The sequence below is a fragment of the Bacillus sp. EKM208B genome, from assembly GCF_011800725.1.
GTDB classification, from domain to species: Bacteria; Bacillota; Bacilli; order Bacillales; family Bacillaceae; genus Bacillus; species Bacillus velezensis.
The window spans coordinates 71,557-90,941 of the sequence record NZ_JAANHO010000001.1; the positions used below are offsets into that span (position 1 = coordinate 71,557).

The following is a 19,385-nucleotide window of genomic DNA, read 5'->3' on the forward strand; positions in this document are numbered from 1 at the left end:
CGGATGTGAAAGAAGAGATCGGCAAGCCGAACGGTCTGGTGCCTCTAGCCTTATTGCGCGCCATGGATCAATTTTACGGGATCGAATATCAAGGTGAGCCAGAGATGCTGTATTCGTTCTGTGCGGAAGGAAAAAGCTCCCCCAAACGAAAAAAGCCATTGCGTATTCTGTACGCAACCTTTCTCCGTTACCCGAATGTCGGAGGGTTGGCGAGTTATATCACATCAATTAAGACGGGTTTTGAGCGCATCGGTCATCAGGCGGATGTCATCTCGCCGCTCCAAATGCCGCCATCTTTTTTTCAGGAAGATATCCCGCGGGCCGCTGACGAGATCAGAGCGTTTCTTGTTGGCAGATATGGCGCCGCAAACGAAAAGTTTGTGAAGAATCTCAGCTATTTACATGTCTTTCAAAGATTTTTGAAGGAGAAAGACTTAGAACAATATGACCTGTTTCACGCGCAGGATTTATTTGCGGTATTTTTGCTGGGATACCTTAATCAAACGTATCAGCGTCCTCTTTTTTTCACGCCGCACGGACATTTTACGAAAAGCCGGATGAAGTTTCATAAAATCCAAAAGGGTTCAATAGAAGAGGCATATTTCAGTGAAATAGAAAGGCAGGGTATTCGGGCTTCGGATAAAATCATAACAATCAGCGACTCCTTTCACGAGCCCTTGCTGGAGTACGGAGCGAAGGAGGCTCAGCTGACGACTGTTCATACCGGCATTGACATTCAGGATGCCCCTGAGTCAAAACGTGCTGAAAAGCTCGTGATTGCGTGCGTTTCCCGTCTGACCGAGCGAAAAGGACATGATGTGATGCTGGACGCTCTCGCCCGCATCCGGCACCATTTATCCGGAGTTGATATATGGATCATCGGAGACGGAAACATGAGAGGGTTTCTGGAAGAAAAGAAACGGAAACTGGGCCTCTCAAATGTGTTTTTCTTCGGAAAACGACGTGATGTGCCGGCGCTCTTGGCTGAATCATCTATATTTGTCCTGCCGACATTGAATGATAATTTCCCTATAGCGATCATCGAAGCGATGTTCTCAGGTCAAGCCATTGTCGCAACTGACTGCGGAGGAATCCCTGAGATGATCCGGCATGAGGACACAGGGCTTATCTGTCAGCCCGGCAACAGCCGCGAACTTGCTGATGCTCTCGTAATGCTGATTACGGATCAGTCTCTCAGGGAACGGCTTGGAAAAGAAGCGCGCTCCTATGCCGGCCGGCATCTGCGTCAGGAACTGATGGTTTCAAAAATAGAAAGTATTTATCAATCATTTTTCTGAATGATACCGGCGCCGCATGGAAGGTGCTTCAAGAGCAAAATAAAGAGGCCGGTGTTTAACTATCCAGCCTCTTTCCGAACTATTTTTTCATCTCATACAGAGTCTGCTGACTTTGTCCGCCCGGGCCGCCTGTCATTCCTTGCCGGGCTGAGCTTGTTTTTCCGGTGCTGTATTGGTCAGCTGAGATTTTTGTGCCGTTCTTTTTAATCCATGAGACAAGCTTTGTGTTGCCTGAACTGTTTCCGGATAATAAGAAATACTTCACTTTTCCATCATCAACAAGTTTTTTCAGCTGTGAGACGGTTAAAATCGGATCGGTTCCGTTAAAGCCTCCGAGTGCCATGACTGATTCATTCGTATGGATGATATAAGGCGCCGCAGTCACCGTGGTGAGCGTTGCAAACAGATATTCCTCACCTGTCTGATTTTTTTTCAAATAAGACAGCAGGCCTGTATCCACTTCAGAGGTGAACATATTGCCGCCGTTTGAGCTTTTCAGCTGCGGGCCGGATTCAGGTATGACGCTGTTTCCGCCGTAAAGGATCGGCGTGGCTGACCAGTACAGCGGCGTGAGCATCAACACACACATGGTGATCACGGTCAGTTGTCTGCCGAACGGCTTGTGTTTCATCACAATGAGGGCAATGACAGTGCCGAGCCCCAACAGTCCGAGGATGTACATCCAAGCGCTGCCGATCTGGTTTGTATACCCGCTTACGATGAAGACCTGAAAACCGGCGGTGAGAAAGACACCCGCAGGCAGCAGCCAGCCCGTCCAGCCTTTATCATGCTTGTATAAATCATATAAGGCCCGCCAGCCGATTCCGGAAAGGGCTGCGATCGGAGGCGCCAGCATGATTAAGTAGTACGGATGGAAAAAGCTTGCGATGCTGAAGAAACCGGCGGCAGGCACAAGCCATGCTGTCCAAAACATCGTTTCTTTCATTTCCTCCGCTTTTTCCCGGCGGTTTCTGTACCAACTGATGACGGCGCCGAACAAACCGGTGAGCGCAAAAGGCAGCATCCAGCTGATTTGCCCCGATAATTCAGATTGGAAAAGCCTGAGCGCACCCGGGGTTCCGTTGCCGTACATGTTCATACTCATGCTTTTTCCGCCGCCGGGGCCTTGTGAGCCGCCGTTTTGTGCCGGAGGAGTTCCGCTTCCTTGCGGTAAGGCCGCGTTCTGTCCGGATGGCTGCCGGGGCATTTGAACCTGCCCGTTTTTTCCTTGAGGAGCGCTGCCGCCCATTGCCGGGCTGTTCGTTCCCGGAGGCTGCATGCCCATCCCTTCCTGCATCACGCTTTTTCCGCCGGTCATGCTGCCGTGAGAAAGGCCCGTCGTCTGCCCGAGCAGCCGTTCTGTCCCGTTATATCCGAATGCCAGCTCCAGCACGGAGTTTGTCTGGCTGCTGCCGATATAGGGGCGGCTTGATGCGGAAATGGAATCAACGGCTGCCGCCCATGAGACGGAGAGCGCCAGTAGAACGGCTGTAGAAGCGAGAAGTGAGATCAGTTTTTTCTTAATGGATGTGTGTGATGCAATGAGATAAAAAAGCAGAAAAGCCGGAAGCACCATGTAGGCCTGCATCATTTTCATATTAAAGGCAAGACCGACAAGTGCGAATGCGGATAAGAGCCAAATGATTTTGCCGCGTTTCACCGCGCGCATCAAACACCAGGAACCGAGAAGCAGTGTAAAGACGAGCATGCTGTCGAGATTATTCGTCCGGCTGACGGCCGCCGCAATCGGTGTCAGCGCCATGACAAAAGCGGCGATTCTGGCCGCGCCCGTGCCGAACGAAGGCTTTATCATGAAATACAGCAGCAGAACGGAACCGAGCCCCGCCAAAGCCTGAGGAAGAATCACGCTCCATGTATGTACGCCGAAGACCAAAGCGAAAATCGTTTGAATCCATAAAGCGACAGGCGGTTTGTCTACCGTGACAAAGCCGGACGGGTCAAAGGATGCGTAGAAGAAGTTGTGAAAGCTTTGCGTCATGCTTTTGACGGCAGCCAAATAATACTGGTTGGCGGCATCATCCTGCCAAATGCCGTACATATTCAAAGCCGCTGCTGCTGATAAAATACCGATAAGAACGATGTCCAGTCGTTTTGTTTTCAATGGTTTCACCTCTTTTGTGACCCCATTGTAAAAAATAAATATGAAAAAGTTATGAATAAACGATAACGATTCAAAGAATGTTTTACCAAAATTTTCTTCACGAAAAAAGAGGCGGAAAGCCATCGCTTCCGCCTCCCGCACATATATATGAGAGAGCAGCCTTTATTTGTGATCGTTCTCTTTTTGGATTTCAGCTAATTTGGCAAGCAGAATGTGCTGAGGCATGTGCATGATTCTCTCAAGCGGCATATTCAGTGATTCTGCGAGCTTTTGCGCCGTTTCGGCGGAAATTTGCAGCGGTTTCATGTGATCACTCCTTCCGTTTCTTTATTGTACTAAAATCAGAAATCTATCGTAAGAGGATATGACAAAGGAATGGAGGTTTGAAAAGCGGGGCTTTATAACAGAATGGGGGAGGTTTTTTATGCAATCGCCATTGATGTTATTACATCTGAAGCTGGCTGATTATCAGAAAAAAGCCGCAGAACTGCGGACAATTGACGAATTTATCATACTGAAACAGACATTGCAGGACATGATGAAAGTATTCGCCGCCTGTGAAGAATGGGAGCTGTATCAAAAAACGGCCGATCTCATGGCGCAGACGGTGCTGCACATCCGTTTCATCGAATAAGAAAAGCCCTCGCTCGGGCGAAGGCTTTTCTTAAAAGGACCGTTCTTCTTCAATGTTTTTATGCTGATCATAAATGACAAGCTTAGACGGGCTGTTCTCTTTAGCCGTCTGCTCCGCTTTCTCGATCGCCGCGTCCTTCGATGTATAAAGAGCCGTCGGCGCCACATTTTCCACCTTCACAAACCATCCGTCCGCATCAACACTGGGTGTTACTGCATATGTTTTCATCCTTCTTACCTCCTGGTTTCGATTTATTTATCAGTTTCCCGGCATTCAGAATGGCGAAACACGCAGCCGCTGTTTAACAAATACAGGGAAAGCGATATTTTTCTATTCTTTTTCTTGAGAAATGGTAAAATGGAGTTTGGATATTTTTTAAGGAGAGGACGGTGCTTAGCATGACAGACCTTCTGAATGATCGGCTGCCGCCGCAAAACATAGAAGCTGAGCAGGCCGTGTTAGGTGCTGTTTTTTTACAGCCGTCTGCGTTAACACTGGCTTCTGAAGTGTTGATTCCGGATGATTTCTACAGAATGTCACATCAAAAAATTTACAATGCCATGCTCGTGCTCGGAGACCGCGGTGAACCGGTTGATTTGGTCACGGTAACGTCAGAGCTTGCGAATACCGATTTGTTAGAAGAGGTGGGAGGCGTCTCTTACCTGACGGACATCGCGAATTCCGTTCCGACAGCGGCTAATATAGAATATTACGCGAAAATCGTTGAGGAAAAATCCATTCTCCGCCGTTTAATCAGAACGGCGACCTCGATCGCTCAAGACGGGTATACGCGCGAGGATGAAGTTGAAGATTTATTAAGCGATGCGGAAAAAACGATTATGGAGGTCGCGCAGCGAAAAAATTCGGGCGCCTTCCAAAATATTAAAGACGTGCTTGTGCAAACATACGACAACATTGAGCAGCTTCACAACCGGAAAGGCGATATTACCGGGATTCCGACCGGTTTTATCGAGCTTGACCGGATGACAGCGGGGTTTCAGCGGAATGATTTGATTATTGTCGCGGCCCGTCCGTCTGTGGGGAAAACAGCGTTCGCCTTAAATATTGCGCAAAACGTGGCCACCAAAACGGATGAGAGCGTCGCGATATTCAGTCTTGAGATGGGTGCCGAGCAGCTTGTCATGCGTATGCTCTGCGCCGAAGGGAATATTAACGCCCAAAATCTCAGAACGGGAAATCTGACGGAAGAAGATTGGGGCAAGCTGACGATGGCGATGGGAAGCCTGTCAAACAGCGGTATCTTTATAGATGACACCCCCGGCATCCGCGTCAGCGAAATCCGTTCAAAATGCCGCCGGCTGAAGCAGGAAAACGGATTGGGCATGATTTTAATTGACTACTTGCAGCTCATTCAGGGAAGCGGCCGTTCAAGCGACAACCGCCAGCAAGAGGTATCGGAAATTTCACGGGCGCTAAAAGCGCTGGCGCGGGAGCTTGAAGTCCCGGTCATCGCCCTGTCTCAGCTCTCCCGGGGTGTTGAGCAGCGGCAGGATAAACGTCCGATGATGTCAGATATCCGTGAGTCGGGAAGTATTGAGCAGGATGCCGACATCGTCGCCTTCCTGTATCGTGATGATTACTATGATAAAGAATCCGAAAACAAAAACATCATCGAAATCATTATCGCCAAACAGCGTAACGGCCCGGTGGGAACCGTCTCACTGGCTTTTGTGAAAGAATACAATAAGTTCGTAAACCTGGAACGGCGCTTTGATGACGGCGGTGTTCCGGCAGGTGCGTAAAGCCTCAAGCAATGTCTTGAGGCTTTTTTTCATCCGAAAGAATGAGAGAATGCCGTCCGTTCGGCAGACGAAATAAAGAAAGCGCTTTTATATAATGGCATTAAGGGAGGAATGATGATGACAATTGAATTTCCGCAATTTCAAGCGGCGCAAATCCGGATTGCCCGGCCGACCGGACAGCTCAAAGAAATCATCAGGTTTTATGAAGAGGGCCTCGGACTGAAGAGGATCGGCAGCTTTTCCGGACATAGAGGCTACAGCGGTGTCATGTTCGGCCTGCCCCATACGCAATACCACTTAGAATTCACCGAAGAAACCGGTTCGTCTCAGCCGGCACCCGTTCCGCACGGCGACAGCCTGCTTGTCTTTTACATCCAGGATCAGCAGGAGGTCATTCGCATCAGCAAGAAATTAAAGCAGATGGGATATGAGGAGAAAGAACCCGAAAATCCGTACTGGGGAGAAAAAGGCGTGACCATCGAAGATCCTGACGGCTGGCGGGTCGTCCTGATGAATACAAGCGGCATATAAATGGCTGTCCGAAGAACCCTGATTACGGGTTCTTTTTCTTGTTAAAGCATGAAAGTTTCGGGAGTAATAGATAGCAAATGAAATAGAAAACGCTTTTAATCATGTTTAAGGCGAACAAATATAGATTGATAAGATTTAAATGTTCGGATTTACGATTGACTTTCTGTTTCGGCACTGATACACTTAATTTGTTTGAATGAGATATCGTTTTGAAAGGTTAACGGAGGTGCACGGATATATGTCTTCAGTAGTCGTAGTAGGTACGCAGTGGGGCGATGAAGGAAAAGGTAAAATTACAGATTTCCTATCAGAAAATGCAGAAGTGATCGCACGTTATCAAGGCGGAAACAATGCAGGACATACCATCAAGTTTGATGGAGTCACGTACAAGCTTCATTTAATCCCATCAGGAATTTTTTATAAAGATAAAGCGTGTGTCATCGGGAACGGAATGGTTGTTGATCCGAAAGCGCTCGTAACGGAGCTTGCGTATCTTCATGAGCGCAATGTGAGCACGGATAACTTGAGAATCAGCAACAGAGCCCACGTCATTCTTCCATACCATCTGAAACTGGATGAAGTAGAGGAAGAACGCAAAGGGGCCAACAAGATCGGCACAACGAAAAAAGGCATCGGACCTGCTTATATGGACAAAGCGGCGCGGATCGGCATCCGGATCGCAGACCTGCTAGATCGTGACGTGTTTGCAGAAAAGCTTGAACGGAACCTTGAAGAGAAAAACCGTCTGCTTGAAAAAATGTATGAAACGGAAGGCTTCAAAATTGAAGATATTCTGGATGAGTATTATGAATACGGCCAGCAGATTAAAAAGTATGTATGCGATACATCCGTCGTCTTAAATGACGCGCTGGATGAAGGCCGCCGCGTTTTATTTGAAGGCGCTCAAGGGGTTATGCTTGATATCGACCAAGGGACATACCCGTTTGTCACTTCATCCAACCCGGTCGCCGGAGGGGTGACGATCGGTTCAGGCGTAGGCCCGACAAAAATCCAGCACGTCGTCGGTGTATCTAAAGCGTACACAACCCGTGTCGGTGACGGTCCTTTCCCGACTGAGCTGAAAGATGAAATCGGAGATCAAATCCGTGAAGTCGGACGCGAATACGGCACAACGACAGGCCGTCCGCGCCGTGTCGGCTGGTTTGACAGCGTTGTTGTCCGCCATGCCCGCCGCGTCAGCGGAATCACAGATCTTTCTCTGAACTCAATCGATGTGCTGACTGGCATTGAAACATTGAAAATCTGTGTCGCTTACCGCTACAAAGGTGAAGTGATTGAAGAATTCCCGGCAAGTCTGAAAGCTCTCGCAGAGTGTGAACCGGTATATGAAGAAATGCCTGGCTGGACGGAAGATATCACAGGCGCAAAAACATTAAGCGATCTTCCTGAAAATGCGCGCCATTATCTGGAACGCGTGTCTCAGCTGACAGGTATTCCGCTTTCTATTTTCTCTGTCGGTCCCGACCGTTCACAAACGAACGTCATCCGCAGTGTATACCGCGCTAACTAAGAATTTGCAGCAAACAAGCCTCCGGTCACGGAGGCTTGTTTTTTTATGTAGGAAAAAAATAATAGATTTTTTTCAAAAAAGTAGTTGCCACTTTCGAATGTTCTATGATATTATAAATCTCGTTGTTACGGAACAGCTTCAATAGAGTACTGCAAGAAAGCTTTTGTCTGAATGCTCTATGATACATAATCCGACACATCAAGAGCCATTAGCTCAGTTGGTAGAGCATCTGACTTTTAATCAGAGGGTCGAAGGTTCGAGTCCTTCATGGCTCACCACTTTTTATGGCCCGTTGGTCAAGCGGTTAAGACACCGCCCTTTCACGGCGGTAACACGGGTTCGAATCCCGTACGGGTCATTGATTTACTTTAGCGTTATTGCTAACTCCTTATTTGTCCTCGGAGGGCCGCCACGATACGGCTCTCCGGACAAATTACTGTAAGGTCCGGTAGTTCAGTTGGTTAGAATGCCTGCCTGTCACGCAGGAGGTCGCGGGTTCGAGTCCCGTCCGGACCGCCATTTTACTTTACTTTATAGTATAGAAAAGAAACATCTGGCTCGGTAGCTCAGTTGGTAGAGCAACGGACTGAAAATCCGTGTGTCGGCGGTTCGATTCCGTCCCGAGCCACTTACCCAAACGCATCTGCAATAGTAGGTGCGTTTTTTCTTTTGTTATAAAAAAAGGGAGAGCCGGCTTTTCAGCCGGCCCAGAAGAAGACGTCAAACACTAGACGGCGTTTTTTTTCGTGAGGTTTCAAAAAAATATTATTTTTTAAAAGAAAATAAAAAACATGACAAAAGGATGGCAGTTCAATACGTTTTTGCGCTGTTCTCTTTAATTTTTTTATCTTTTGACCTGAAACCGTTATAATAGACGGGGAACGTTTTTCATGATCCGAATTGTGATCATCATGAAACATCAATAGATGAAATGAAGTCATTCTGGCAGGAGGAAAATCAAGATGATGGATAAGAAAATCCTTGTAGTCGATGATGAAAAACCGATTGCAGATATATTAGAGTTTAATTTAAGAAAAGAAGGCTATGACGTGCATTGTGCGTACGACGGAAACGAAGCCGTGGAAATGGTGGAGGAGCTTCAGCCTGATTTAATTCTTTTAGATATTATGCTTCCGAATAAAGACGGAGTTGAAGTGTGCCGGGAAGTCCGGAAAAAATATGATATGCCGATTATTATGCTGACGGCAAAAGACTCGGAGATTGACAAGGTCATCGGGCTTGAAATCGGAGCGGATGACTATGTCACGAAGCCTTTCAGCACGCGTGAGCTTCTGGCCCGCGTCAAAGCGAACCTGCGCCGCCAGCTTACGGTTGCGCCGGCTGAGGAAGAATCAGCTTCTAATGACATTCATATCGGTTCTCTCGTGATCTTCCCTGACGCTTATGTCGTATCAAAAAGAGAAGAAACGATCGAGCTGACTCATCGTGAGTTTGAATTGCTTCATTACTTAGCCAAACATATCGGACAGGTTATGACGCGTGAGCATCTGCTGCAGACTGTGTGGGGCTATGACTATTTCGGTGACGTGAGAACGGTGGATGTAACAGTACGCCGCCTTCGCGAGAAAATCGAGGATAATCCGAGCCATCCGAACTGGATCGTCACAAGACGGGGTGTCGGTTATTACTTGAGAAATCCTGAACAGGACTAACCGGCGATGAATAAGGTTGGTTTTTTTCGGTCGATTCAGTTTAAGATCACGCTGATCTATGTGCTTCTCATTATCATCGCCATGCAGATTATCGGCGTGTACTTTGTGAAACAGGTGGAGAATTCTCTTCTCAAGTCCTATGAATTATCGTTAAATCAGCGGATTGACAATCTTTCCTATTATATTGAGCAGGAATATAAAGGAGACAATGACAGCACCGTCATTAAAGATGACGTCAAACGGATTTTAAATGATTTTACGAAAAATAATGAAATACGGGAGATTACATTTGTTGATAAAAGCTATGAGGTCGTCGGTTCTTCGAGGCCTTATGGCGAGGAAATAGCGGGGAAACAGACGACTGACCCGATTTTTAAACGGATTTTCTCAACAAAACAGGCCTATTCAAAAAAATATTATGATCCTAAAAGCAAAAACAGAGTGCTGATTTCAGCAAAACCTGTCGTCACAGAGAATCAGGAAGTTGTCGGCGCGATTTATGTCGTGGCCAGTATGGAAGATACCTTTAACCAGATGAAAACCGTCAACTCGATTCTTGCTTCAGGAACAGGCTTAGCCCTTGTTCTGACGGCTCTTCTCGGTATTTTTCTCGCCCGCACCATTACCCATCCGCTGTCAGATATGCGTAAGCAGGCGATGGAACTGGCAAAAGGGAATTTCTCCAGAAAGGTGCGGAAATACGGGCATGATGAAATCGGTCAGCTCGCAACGACGTTCAACCATCTGACGAGAGAGCTTGAAGATGCCCAAGCCATGACGGAAGGGGAGAGAAGAAAGCTTTCTTCCGTTATCGCGTATATGACGGACGGTGTCATTGCAACGAATCGCAACGGGGCTATTATTCTTTTAAACAGCCCTGCGCTTGAGCTGCTGAATGTTTCACGTGAAACGGCTTTAGAGATGCCGATTACGTCTTTATTGGGCATAAAAGAGAACTTTACATTTGAGGATTTAGTAGAACAGCAGGATTCAATGCTGCTGGAGATCGAACGTGACGATGAAACGACTGTACTGCGGGTGAATTTTTCCGTTATTCAGAGAGAGCACGGAAAAATCGACGGTTTAATCGCGGTTCTTTATGATGTCACCGAACAGGAAAAACTCGATCGGGAGCGCAGAGAGTTCGTTGCCAACGTGTCTCATGAGCTGCGGACACCGCTGACGACCATGCGAAGCTATTTAGAGGCGCTTGCAGAAGGCGCGTGGGAAAACAAAGATATCGCTCCGCGTTTCTTAATGGTGACCCAAAATGAGACTGAGCGCATGATCAGATTGGTGAACGACCTGCTTCAGCTTTCTAAATTCGACAGCAAAGATTATCAGTTTAATCGGGAGTGGATTCATATGATCCGCTTTATGTCACTGATTATCGATCGTTTTGAAATGACGAAAGAACAGCATGTCGAATTTATCCGCGAGCTTCCGGACAGAAATCTGTACGTGGAGATTGATCAGGATAAAGTGACGCAGGTTCTCGATAATATCATTTCTAACGCACTGAAATACTCACCGGAAGGCGGACATGTCACTTTCTCAGTCGATGTGAATGAGAAAGAAGAGCTGCTTTATATCAGCGTAAAAGATGAAGGTATCGGCATTCCGAAAAAAGATGTGGAAAAAGTTTTTGACCGTTTCTACAGAGTGGATAAAGCGCGCACAAGAAAACTCGGCGGCACCGGCCTCGGCCTTGCGATTGCAAAAGAGATGGTTCAGGCGCACGGCGGAGACATCTGGGCCGACAGTGTAGAAGGCAAAGGAACGAAGATTACATTTACTCTTCCATATAAAGAAGAGCAAGAGGATGATTGGGATGAGGCGTGAAAATATAAAAACAGTCATACTGTCAGTGCTGGTCGTCATTAGTCTTGTTTTAACATGGGGAATTTGGACATTCCAGCCCAATTTTTCAGAAGGCACGGCCTCAACCAAATCGACTGTCCGGGAAAAGCATAAAATTGATAAAACGAGCCAAAAAGTGTCACAAACGGTAAAACCCCGGGATATGTTTATTCATACAAACGGCTCTCATTACAAAGTGAATGATGAGACGCTCTTTAATGACCTGTGGGCGGATTTGCCGCAATGGGAAGTAAAAGGGATGAAGGATATTTCCGATCAATACGACAAGCTCGGTTTTAAAAATTGGCTTTACGGCAGAAACGGCAATTCGGCAAAGCTCGATCTGCAATTTAATGACACCATTCCGATTGATTTCTTCCAAACGATGTTTAAATGGTCGAATCCGTCAATGGAATACAGCTCATTTGACCATATTGTCATTCCGTTTAATGAGAATAAGACAAATAAGAAGATTTACATGGTCTCATACAGCAAGCAGCTGATTTTGGAAGTGACTGTGGAATCGGCGAATTACCGCAATCTGATGAATGAGCTGTACAGCAAAAAGTCGAGTATGCCGTTATACCACCTCTATTCGGTCGGAAAAAGCAAAGAATTTCTCATGCCGAATGCGCGGTTTAATATGAAGGAAAAAGAATTTATCACTGAAACCATTAAGACGAACCTGTTTAAGCAGACGCTTTTTAATGATCCGAGCACGGTCAGAGAAGACCCGAATTACAATCGGAATGTGCTGACTGACGGAATCAGCCGTCTGGAAATCAATTCGACACAGCGGCAGATTCAATTCCAGCATCGGAACCTGGCACAAAGCGCTTCTTATCAAACAGGCGAGCTGATTAAGAAAAGTTATAAATATTTAGAGGATACGGGAAGCTGGACGGATCATTATCAATTTTTCAATGTGAGTGATAACCAGCAGCTGAGTTTCTACATGTTTAAAGATCAAATGCCCGTGATCAACAGCACGTCTAAGCCTTTCGGCTCCGGACCTGTTTTGACCCTGCAATGGGCCAATGACGAGGTTCTCAGCTACAAGCGGCCGAACTATGTTCTCGGACCGAATCCGATTAAAACAAAAGACGTAAAAATGATGAACGGCAATGAGGTTGTGTCTCTGCTGGAGCAGCAGGATAAATACGACGTGAATAAAATCGACCAGATCTTCCTGTCCTATCAAATGGTTTCTTCATCAACGAATGATCTCGTTGAACTGGAACCCGTCTGGAGTATGAAAATCAACGGGAAGATCGTCCCGATTACGAAAGATCTGCTGGGGAAGGAGGAGGACGATAATGGAGTGGAATAAGACAAAAACGATCTTCATCATTGCCTTCCTCATCCTCGATATTTTTCTCGGCTATCAGTTTTTTGAAAAACGCTCGAGCAGTGAATACGAAGTGATTAAAAATTCAAACGTGGAAAAAGACATGGAAATGGATCATATCACATTCGGCAACCTGTCTTCTGATTCCGCGACGGGCTACCGGCTGACGGCGGGCCAAAAGGTATTTACCGCCGAAGATATTGATGCTTTGAAAGATCAAAAGCCTTTAATGGAGATGCCGGCGGATGATCACAAGGTTACGACGCTGAAAATGAAATTTACCGATCCGGTCGGTTTATCGAAGCAAAAAACGCAGGAGGATGCGGAATCGCTCGTCAGCTCTAAAGTAACCGGCGGTGAAAAATATAAACTGTGGAAAGTCGACAAGGATAAAAAACAAATCATTTTTTACCAGATGTATGACGGCCAGTTTATTTATCAGGATTTTGACTCGTCCACGGATGCGATCGGACAGGTGATTCTGCATCTGAACGATAAAAACGAGGTCGTATCTTACGAGCAGACCATGCTGGAGTCATTCAAGCGAATCCAGACGGAGAGCCTGATTCCTGAGCTGGATGCGGTCGAATTATTGTATTCTCAAAATTACTTAAAAGCGAATTGCGCCGTTAAAAGCGTTAAGTTCGGCTATATTGCCCAATATCCGCTGACAAGTACGCAGGTGCTGGCGCCGGTATGGAGAATTACAATTGAAGATAAGTCAAAAGGGACGAAGAAAAAGACACTGCAAACGTACACTGTGAACGCATTGGAAAGCACAGTCATTGATAACAATCAAAATAAATAATGGAGTGAGACACAATGGGCTTGCAATTTAGCGTGCTTGCGAGCGGGAGTACCGGAAACGCGTTTTATCTGGAGACAGAGGAGCACTCTTTTCTGGTGGATGCCGGCCTGAGCGGTAAAGCGATGGACGGGCTGATGGAGAGAATCGGCCGCAAGATAGACGACGTCGACGGCATCTTTGTCACTCACGAGCACAGCGACCATATTAAAGGGCTCGGCGTCATTGCGAGAAAGTACGGTCTTCCCGTCTACGCGAATGAAAAGACGTGGAAAGCGATGGAGAATCAGATCGGCAAGCTGGATACCGGACAAAAGTTTTTGTTCCCGATGGAAAGCGTGAAATCCTTCGGCGGGCTTGATGTTGAGTCATTCGGCGTCTCTCATGACGCGGCTGAGCCGATGTTTTATGTTTTCCACTACCAAGGCAGAAAGCTCGCGCTGATGACGGACACCGGGTATGTGAGCGACAGAATGAAAGGCATTATCCGTTCGGCCAATGTGTTTGTGTTTGAAAGCAACCATGATGTCGGCATGCTGCAAATGGGCAGATACCCTTGGAGCATTAAGCGGCGGATTTTAAGCGATGTCGGCCACGTCTCGAATGAAGACGCGGCCCTCGCCATGACTGATGTCATCGGCGACGGCACATCGCGCATCTATTTGGCGCATCTGAGCCAGGACAATAATATGAAGGAACTGGCGAGAATGTCCGTGCAGCAGACATTGGCTGCGAAAGGATTTGTCGCCGGGGAAACGTTTCAGTTATTTGATACCGATCCGAAAATCCCGACGCCGCTGTGCGCCGTGTAATTTTTCCAAATGAATCATGATTATTAATCCGCGATCTGACCCACACTATAAGCAAATCGAGTACTCTTGAAAGGATTTGAGATAGGGTGGATTATAATCGCGATGATGAACAGTACGCCTCCGAACAGCCCCGCCGCAGCAAGAGAGGGTACTTTCTATCAAGTCTGATCGGCGTCATCGTCGGGGCCGCGCTCATGGCTTTCCTGCTGCCGTACTGGACAGGCGGAGACCATGGAGAAAGCAGCAAAAGCACCAGCCAGCGTCTCGGCAGCGAACAGGTGAAAACAGTCAACGTAAATGTCAACGATGCTGTCACGAATATGGTCAGCCGTGTATCAGATTCGGTAGTCGGTGTTCTCAATATCCAAAAGACCGATATTTGGGGAGAGGGCGGCGAAGCGGGAAGCGGGTCGGGCGTCATTTACAAAAAGAACGGAAACACTTCTTATATCGTAACCAATCACCATGTCATTGCAGGTGCGACTGAAATTGAGATCAGCCTGAAGGATGGCTCACGCGTGCCTGCTGAGCTGATCGGGAGCGACCGTCTGATGGATCTTGCCGTGCTGAAGGTGAAGTCTGATAAAATCAAATCGGCCGCCCAGTTCGGCAATTCTGATCAGGTCAAAGTCGGAGAACCGGTCATTGCGATCGGAAATCCGCTCGGGCTTGAATTTGCGGGATCAGTGACACAGGGGATCATTTCAGGCACGGAAAGGGCAGTGCCCGTTGACTCAAACGGCGACGGACAGCCGGATTGGAATGCGGAAGTGCTGCAGACCGACGCCGCGATTAATCCCGGCAACAGCGGAGGCGCTTTGATGAATATATCGGGCAAGGTGGTCGGCATCAATTCAATGAAGATCGCTGAATCCGCCGTTGAAGGCATCGGCCTGTCCATCCCGTCAAAGCTTGTCATTCCCGTTATTCAGGATTTAGAAAAATACGGAGAAGTCAGACGGCCTTTCCTCGGTATTGAGATGAAATCCTTAACGGATATTGCGAGCTACCATTGGAGCCAGACGCTGAAACTTCCGAAAGGCATTAAAACCGGGGCGGTCATTATGGGTGTCGACGCGTTTTCACCGGCCGGAAAAGCGGGTTTGAAAAAGCTCGACGTGATCACCGGGTTCGACGGACATAAGGTCAATGACGTTGTGGATCTCCGTGAGCGCCTGTATCGCAAAAAGATCGGCGACCGTGTGAACATCACGTTCTACCGTTCGGGAAAGAAAAAAACAGCGGAAGTCAAACTGACAGAAGCGGATCGATTACAGAAATAAAAAAACAGCCCGGACATCCGGGCTGTTTTTTATTGATTTATTTGTTAATATTATACTATTATGAAAACGGGGAGGTGAAACACATGAAAACGGCTGATGTGATCATCGTATTGAATGAAATTGAAGGTGAATGTGAAGGAAGAATTATTTTAGAATGCAGAATTTAAGAACATGAAACATGTCATATCAAACGTCCTTTTTCAGGGCGCTTTTTTTATGCCTTTTTTCAGAAGCCATAAAAAAGAACTGAACGTGGGTCACAACACGTTCAGTTAAAAATGGGTATATTTAGAAAAAGGTAGACATGAACTTAGAACTTTGTGATTGAAACAGACTGGTGCTGCTGAATTGAAGCGGCAGATGAAACTGCCGGCAGCTTATTTTTTGTTATTTACAGATGGCTCCGTTTTGAGCGTTTACTTTCACCGTTTGTTCCGTATGGTTTTGGGCAGTGATTTTCACGATGTACTTGTAGACGCCGTTTTCTTTCTTCATTTCAGACGATTTAACAGCGCCTTTGCAATGGCTGAGCGCGATGGAATGCGCTTTTTTAGAAGCGATCATCACTTGTTTTTTCTGCACTTCTTCTTTCAGGACTTTTCCGCTTTTGCCGTCCATGTGGAGCGTATGAAGCTTGCCGTCCTGGCCGAATATGCTGACAACATAGACTGATACGCCGTTTTCTTTTTTCATTTGAGCGGATTTCACAGCGCCTTTGCAATGGCTGAGTGCGAACGATTCCGCTTTTGCACGGGTCATGTGTTGCTGGTTATTCTTTATATCATGTTTGACGATTTTGCTGTTTTTACAATTGATATGGAATGTGTGAAGCTTCCCGTCTTGTCCTGACACCTGAACCACGTAAACCATAGCGTTATGTTCGGTCTTCAGCTCAGAAGACTTCACTGTTCCTTTGCAATTCTTCACGGCGATTTTTTCAGCGCCGGATTTTGAGATGAATTGCTGTTTCTTTTCAATTTGGTGTTTCACGACTTTTCCGCTGGAGCTGTTGACATTGACGGTGTGCTGCTTTCCTTTTACGTCAAGGACGTTGACAACATATACGTAAGCGCCGTTGACTTTTTTCATTTGCGCTGATTGAACGGCGCCTTTGCAGCTGCAGTTTTTCAATGCGGTCTCTTTCGCTTTAGAGATAGAAACGGAAGCCTGCTGTTTCGTTTCCACTTTCGTCTGCGCTGCGTCATCCTTATGAATGACAGCCGCATGCGCTGAAGTTAAAGAACTGATTGAAAGTATGGTCCCCAGTGCAGCTCCTGATAAAACTTTTGTAATTCCCATCATATATTCCTCCTTAAACATTTCATTGTTGGCTTCCCAACTAAGGCTTATTGTAAAGACCCAAACTGAAAACAACATGAATCTAAGCTGAAAACTTCCTGAATTCAGCGGATTTTCAGCTTAGATTCAGTTTTGTTTCAGATAAAAGCGAATAATAGAAGGGGAAGCGAAAAAAATAAACACAGGCTGATACATCTAAGGAGAGACTGCATCATGGATAAGTTGAAAGGCATCAAGGTGCTGATTGTAGACGACGAGCCCGCCATCATTGATTTTTTAACGATGGGGCTTGTCAATGAAGGGTTTGAAGTGATGTCCGCGGCAGACGGGATGTCGGCGATGAATCTTGTGAAAACATTTCAGCCTCATATTGCCGTTTTGGACGTGATGATGCCGGGAATGGATGGGCTTGAGCTGTCAAGGATGCTTAAGAAAACAAGCAATACCGCCATCATCATGCTGACCGCGAAGGATGAAGTAGAGTTTCGCGTAAAGGCGCTGATTGAAGGCGCTGATGATTACATGATCAAACCGTTCAGCTTTGAGGAGCTGCTTGCCAGAATTTACGCAAGAATCCGCAACCAGTTTCCGCATCTTTTCGATGAGGTGGTGCTCGGCCCCTTCCGAATCGATGACCGGAGCAGAGAGATTTTTTACAATGAACAGCCTTTGAAGCTGTCCGCCACCGAATATGAACTGCTGAAATGTTTAGTGCTCCGCCACGGAACGGTTCTCAGCAAAACGAGGATTCTCGATCAGGTATGGGGCTATGATTTTTACGGGGAAGACAATATCGTCGAGGTGTACATCCGTTCTTTGCGCGAAAAGCTGAAGGACAAAGAACACAAGGTGATTCGCACGGTTCGGGGCGCCGGGTACAGGGTGGATCTGGCATGAAACGGCTGTACAGAACCCTGCGATTCCAGCTCCTGTTCAGGTCACTGGCGATTTTGGCCTTGCTGTTATGTTTCATCGGCGGCACTCAGTACATGTTTATGACACGGACGATGTATGAAAATCAGGCGATCAGCATTCAGAGTTATATCAATTCAATGGATCAAAGCGTATGGAGGTCAATCAAAACCCTTGCCCGTTCCGAAACATCGGCTCATCCGAATTTGATTTACCCAGGGGTGACGGTTGCTTTTATCAATCAATCATACAAGATGTCTGTTTTATCAGAAGACCCGCACGCGGGGGCCGCTCCTTCTTTCCCGAAAAAAGTGTATCAGGATGCGCTGACAGATACAATGGCGCTTCACTATCAGGTGGCTCACAATAAGGCGGGTGAGGAAATCATCGTCGTGTTTCAGGCGATTTCCGTTGACGGCAGGCAGGCGGGAGTTGTGCAGATGAGCACGCTGACCCAGCCTCTGAATGATTCGCTTTTCCGCCAGATCAGCATTTTCGCGGTGCTTTCCTTTGCGGCTTTGGTCATCGGACTGTTTGTTTTCTTGCCGGTGATCCGGCTCACACTCAAGCCGCTGTCCCGCATTGTGCGTATGATGGGTGACATTAATGCCGGCAGTCTCGATAAACGGCTGCCGATCGATAGGAAGCAGGCCGAAATTGAGTCATTGGGCATCTCCATCAATCAGATGCTGGAACGGATTGAAACCTCTTTTCAGGCGGAAAAAGAAGCGAAAGAACGAATCCGGCAGTTTGTATCAGATGCATCACATGAGCTGAGAACGCCGCTTACCTCCATTCACGGCTTTATCGAAATTTTAATGCGCGGAGCGGCGGAGAAGCCGGAGCAGAAAGAAAAAGCGCTTCAAAGCATGTACGCGGAATCCGCCAGGGCAAATAAGCTGATAGAGGATCTTCTGTTTCTCGCGAAGATTGACCGGGTGCCGAGCTTTGAAATGAAAAAAGGCGCATTGGGAGACGTCATTTTGGAAATGGAGGCTCAGCTGAAGCTGCTCGCGAGAAACCGGAAGCTCGAGTTCTTTGTCGATCAAAAGATAGAATCCGTTTTTGACAAAGACAAAATGAAGCAGGTCATTCTCAATCTATTTTACAATGCGGTGCAGCATACGGATGAAGACACGGGTGTCATCACCGTCTCCCTGCAGAAAGACGGAGGAATCATGCTTATGATTGCGGATAACGGAACGGGAATCGCTCCGGAGCATGTGCCTCATTTGTTTGACCGGTTTTACAGGGCGGAAACCTCCCGATCCCGTCAATCCGGCGGCGCGGGGCTGGGTCTTGCCATTACAAAAACCATTATCGACAGCCATAACGGAACAATTGAAGTGAAAAGTGAGCAGGGAAAAGGCTCCGTGTTCATCATCCGGCTGCCGGGATAAACCGGGAAGCAGGAAGAAATATCACAATTTATATATAAATTCTAAATTTTCAAAAAATAACTTGTCCTTTTCCAATATTGATGATAATATCTAGTTATTGGTAAAGGGGGTGTG

At 47.0% G+C, this 19,385-nt stretch carries 17 protein-coding genes and 4 tRNA genes; 17 read left to right on the forward strand and 4 right to left on the reverse strand.

Features of this window, described 5'->3' with window-relative positions; genetic code table 11:
* Positions 1-5: 5 nt before the first annotated feature.
* A complete protein-coding gene (locus G9F75_RS00385; protein WP_128497031.1) occupies positions 6-1,298 on the forward strand; it encodes a glycosyltransferase family 4 protein in 1,293 nt (430 codons plus the stop codon).
* Positions 1,299-1,377: 79 nt separating this feature from the next.
* On the opposite strand, the gene G9F75_RS00390 is transcribed toward G9F75_RS00385, so the two are convergent.
* Both G9F75_RS00390 and G9F75_RS00395 read right to left on the reverse strand, forming a co-directional pair.
* A complete protein-coding gene (locus tag G9F75_RS00390; RefSeq protein ID WP_167408862.1) occupies positions 1,378-3,420 on the reverse strand; it encodes an ArnT family glycosyltransferase in 2,043 nt (680 codons plus the stop codon).
* Between the two features lie 162 nt (positions 3,421-3,582).
* A complete protein-coding gene (locus tag G9F75_RS00395; RefSeq protein ID WP_014306172.1) occupies positions 3,583-3,726 on the reverse strand; it encodes a YycC family protein in 144 nt (47 codons plus the stop codon).
* A 118-nt stretch (positions 3,727-3,844) separates the two neighbouring features.
* Between G9F75_RS00395 and G9F75_RS00400 the strand changes: the two genes are divergently transcribed.
* The gene (locus tag G9F75_RS00400) at positions 3,845-4,054 is read left to right on the forward strand and encodes a hypothetical protein (RefSeq protein WP_021494627.1); all 210 of its coding nucleotides are present in this window, start codon (positions 3,845-3,847) and stop codon (positions 4,052-4,054) included.
* A 30-nt stretch (positions 4,055-4,084) separates the two neighbouring features.
* On the opposite strand, the gene G9F75_RS00405 is transcribed toward G9F75_RS00400, so the two are convergent.
* Complete coding sequence (locus tag G9F75_RS00405) at positions 4,085-4,282, reverse strand: DUF2188 domain-containing protein (RefSeq protein ID WP_007407900.1); 198 nt, start codon at positions 4,280-4,282, stop codon at positions 4,085-4,087.
* Between the two features lie 170 nt (positions 4,283-4,452).
* Between G9F75_RS00405 and dnaB the strand changes: the two genes are divergently transcribed.
* The 13 genes from dnaB (at position 4,453) to G9F75_RS00470 (ending at position 15,660) form a co-directional block, all read left to right on the forward strand.
* Positions 4,453-5,817, forward strand: coding sequence for a replicative DNA helicase (dnaB, locus tag G9F75_RS00410; protein WP_004393100.1), 1,365 nt, complete (start codon positions 4,453-4,455; stop codon positions 5,815-5,817).
* 117 nt (positions 5,818-5,934) lie between these two features.
* The gene (locus tag G9F75_RS00415) at positions 5,935-6,348 is read left to right on the forward strand and encodes a VOC family protein (protein ID WP_029973022.1); all 414 of its coding nucleotides are present in this window, start codon (positions 5,935-5,937) and stop codon (positions 6,346-6,348) included.
* 238 nt (positions 6,349-6,586) lie between these two features.
* Positions 6,587-7,879 (forward strand): adenylosuccinate synthase, encoded by a 1,293-nt coding sequence (gene purA / locus G9F75_RS00420; protein ID WP_022554035.1) that lies wholly within the window; start codon positions 6,587-6,589, stop codon positions 7,877-7,879.
* A 202-nt stretch (positions 7,880-8,081) separates the two neighbouring features.
* A tRNA-Lys gene (locus G9F75_RS00425) sits at positions 8,082-8,157 on the forward strand.
* Positions 8,158-8,165: 8 nt separating this feature from the next.
* Positions 8,166-8,237: transfer RNA gene (locus G9F75_RS00430), tRNA-Glu, on the forward strand.
* Positions 8,238-8,321: 84 nt separating this feature from the next.
* Positions 8,322-8,398, forward strand: a tRNA-Asp gene (locus tag G9F75_RS00435).
* A gap of 36 nt (positions 8,399-8,434) precedes the next feature.
* Positions 8,435-8,507: transfer RNA gene (locus G9F75_RS00440), tRNA-Phe, on the forward strand.
* Positions 8,508-8,844: 337 nt separating this feature from the next.
* Positions 8,845-9,552, forward strand: a complete 708-nt coding sequence (gene walR, locus G9F75_RS00445; protein ID WP_004393104.1) for a cell wall metabolism DNA-binding response regulator WalR — start codon at positions 8,845-8,847, stop codon at positions 9,550-9,552.
* Positions 9,553-9,558: 6 nt separating this feature from the next.
* Positions 9,559-11,394, forward strand: coding sequence for a cell wall metabolism sensor histidine kinase WalK (gene walK / locus G9F75_RS00450; protein WP_004393106.1), 1,836 nt, complete (start codon positions 9,559-9,561; stop codon positions 11,392-11,394).
* On the forward strand, positions 11,384-12,742 hold the full coding sequence (yycH, locus tag G9F75_RS00455) for a two-component system activity regulator YycH (RefSeq protein WP_014419341.1): 1,359 nt from the start codon (positions 11,384-11,386) through the stop codon (positions 12,740-12,742). Before walK ends, yycH begins: the two co-directional genes overlap by 11 nt.
* Entirely contained in the window at positions 12,729-13,568 is an 840-nt protein-coding gene (locus G9F75_RS00460; protein WP_014419340.1) for a two-component system regulatory protein YycI, read from the forward strand. Before yycH ends, G9F75_RS00460 begins: the two co-directional genes overlap by 14 nt.
* A 14-nt stretch (positions 13,569-13,582) precedes the next feature.
* Positions 13,583-14,377 carry an MBL fold metallo-hydrolase gene (locus G9F75_RS00465; RefSeq protein WP_004393110.1) on the forward strand — a complete coding sequence of 265 codons (795 nt, stop codon included), beginning with the start codon at positions 13,583-13,585 and terminating at the stop codon, positions 14,375-14,377.
* An 86-nt stretch (positions 14,378-14,463) separates the two neighbouring features.
* Complete coding sequence (locus G9F75_RS00470) at positions 14,464-15,660, forward strand: S1C family serine protease (protein ID WP_103526422.1); 1,197 nt, start codon at positions 14,464-14,466, stop codon at positions 15,658-15,660.
* A gap of 387 nt (positions 15,661-16,047) precedes the next feature.
* Here G9F75_RS00470 and G9F75_RS00475 read toward each other — a convergent pair whose 3' ends face one another.
* A complete protein-coding gene (locus tag G9F75_RS00475; RefSeq protein WP_021494633.1) occupies positions 16,048-16,959 on the reverse strand; it encodes a PepSY domain-containing protein in 912 nt (303 codons plus the stop codon).
* Positions 16,960-17,172: 213 nt separating this feature from the next.
* Here G9F75_RS00475 and G9F75_RS00480 point away from each other — a divergent pair, with 213 nt between their 5' ends.
* A complete protein-coding gene (locus G9F75_RS00480; protein WP_095060437.1) occupies positions 17,173-17,856 on the forward strand; it encodes a response regulator transcription factor in 684 nt (227 codons plus the stop codon).
* Complete coding sequence (locus G9F75_RS00485; protein WP_021494634.1) at positions 17,853-19,271, forward strand: sensor histidine kinase; 1,419 nt, start codon at positions 17,853-17,855, stop codon at positions 19,269-19,271. Before G9F75_RS00480 ends, G9F75_RS00485 begins: the two co-directional genes overlap by 4 nt.
* The last annotated feature ends 114 nt before the right edge of the window (positions 19,272-19,385 follow it).